The sequence below is a fragment of the Rahnella sp. RFA10(1/100) genome (genome assembly GCF_004195115.1).
GTDB classification, from domain to species: domain Bacteria; phylum Pseudomonadota; class Gammaproteobacteria; order Enterobacterales; family Enterobacteriaceae; genus Rahnella; species Rahnella perminowiae.
The window spans coordinates 1-1,419 of record NZ_SEWR01000021.1 but is presented as its reverse complement, the minus strand read 5'-3'; the positions used below and the strand labels follow the sequence as shown (position 1 = coordinate 1,419).

2 protein-coding genes are annotated in these 1,419 nt (G+C 51.8%); both read left to right on the top strand.

Translation table 11 applies throughout. The features are described from left to right. The first annotated feature begins 52 nt into the window (after positions 1 to 52). Positions 53 to 562, top strand: a complete 510-nt coding sequence (locus ETV65_RS24705) for a helix-turn-helix domain-containing protein (RefSeq protein ID WP_129955687.1) — start codon at positions 53 to 55, stop codon at positions 560 to 562. After that, positions 541 to 1,383 (top strand): IS3 family transposase, encoded by an 843-nt coding sequence (locus ETV65_RS24700; protein ID WP_346654677.1) that lies wholly within the window; start codon positions 541 to 543, stop codon positions 1,381 to 1,383. The genes ETV65_RS24705 and ETV65_RS24700 overlap by 22 nt, the downstream gene beginning before the upstream one ends. The last annotated feature ends 36 nt before the right edge of the window (positions 1,384 to 1,419 follow it).

Genomic DNA, 1,419 nt, shown 5'->3' with positions numbered 1-1,419 from the left:
GATGAACTGAACCCCGAATGTTGGACTTTTTAAACCTTCATTCGGAGTTCATATGAAATACAATTTTCAAATCAAACTTATGGCCGTCAGGCATTACCTTGATGGTCGTGACGGCTACAAACTCACTGCCCGCCAATATCAGGTTCCCGCTTCTTCACTTCGGGCATGGACTGCGGCTTACCGGCTTCACGGTCAGGCCGCTTTATTAGCCAAAACATCCATCACCTATCCTGCCCATTTTCGTGCCCACGTGGCAGATGTCGTACTTCGTGAACAACTTTCTATGCGTACCGCCGCTGCGCGGTTTAATATTTCTGACTACAAGACTGTCGGACGCTGGGTTCAGGAGGCCACAAAGGCCACCGCCCCGGCAAAGAAAGAGAAAAAACACATGGCGCAGAAAGCTCAAAAACCCGCAAAACAGCCTGAAGAAATGACGCCCGCAGAACTGCTGGAAGAAGTCCGCTATCTGCGCGCTGAACGTGCTTACCACGAAAAGTTAGACGCCCTGATGAAAGCAAAAGCGGAACAGAAGAAAAAATCAACGCCATCAGGGCATTAATCGGCGAGCATCGTCTGCGTGACCTGCTGAAATCCGCGATGCTGCCACGCAGCACCTGGTACTGGTGGCAATCGCGTGAAGCGATCGGTTGCGATGTGGCGCTGTGCGATATCATCCGGCAGATAGCCATCCGCCACAAACGGCGCTACGGCTACCGGCGCGTCACTGCCGCACTGCATAATCAGGGGCTACGGGTGAATCATAAAAAGGTCAGCCGTCTTATGGCTAAAATGGGCGTGCAGGCACGTGTGCGGGCTAAAAAATACCGAAGCTGGAAAGGCGAAACCGGCATGGGTCCGGCGCCGGACCTGCTCAAAAGAGAGTTTACGGCTTCCGGTCCCGGAGTGAAGCTGGTGACAGATGTCACGGAGTTCAACGTAGCGGGAAGCAAGCTGTATTTATCGCCGGTCATGGATCTGTATAACGGTGAAATCGTGGCGATGAGTATGGGAGCGAGGCCGACTTATGAGCTGACAGAAAGAATGTTAAAGCAGTTGCTTACGTCAGGTCATGCGAGAAAAAATGCGTTATTTCACAGCGATCAGGGCTGGCAATACCGTATGAGAGCATGGCAGAAACAGGTGAGTGATGCGGGGTTGCGGCAGAGTATGTCGCGCAAAGGTAACTGCTATGATAATGCGGCGATGGAAAGCTTCTTCGCGGTGTTAAAAACGGAAATGTTCCACGGGAAAACTTACGCGGGTACAAAAGAACTGGCGGCGTCGATAAAGGAATACATCGGGTACTACAATCGCGACCGGATCAAAATGAAACTGGATGGTATGAGCCCGGTAGCCTACCGGACTCATATGTTCCCCTGACGTAGTTCTGATGTCCAACTTCAGGGGTTCAGTTCA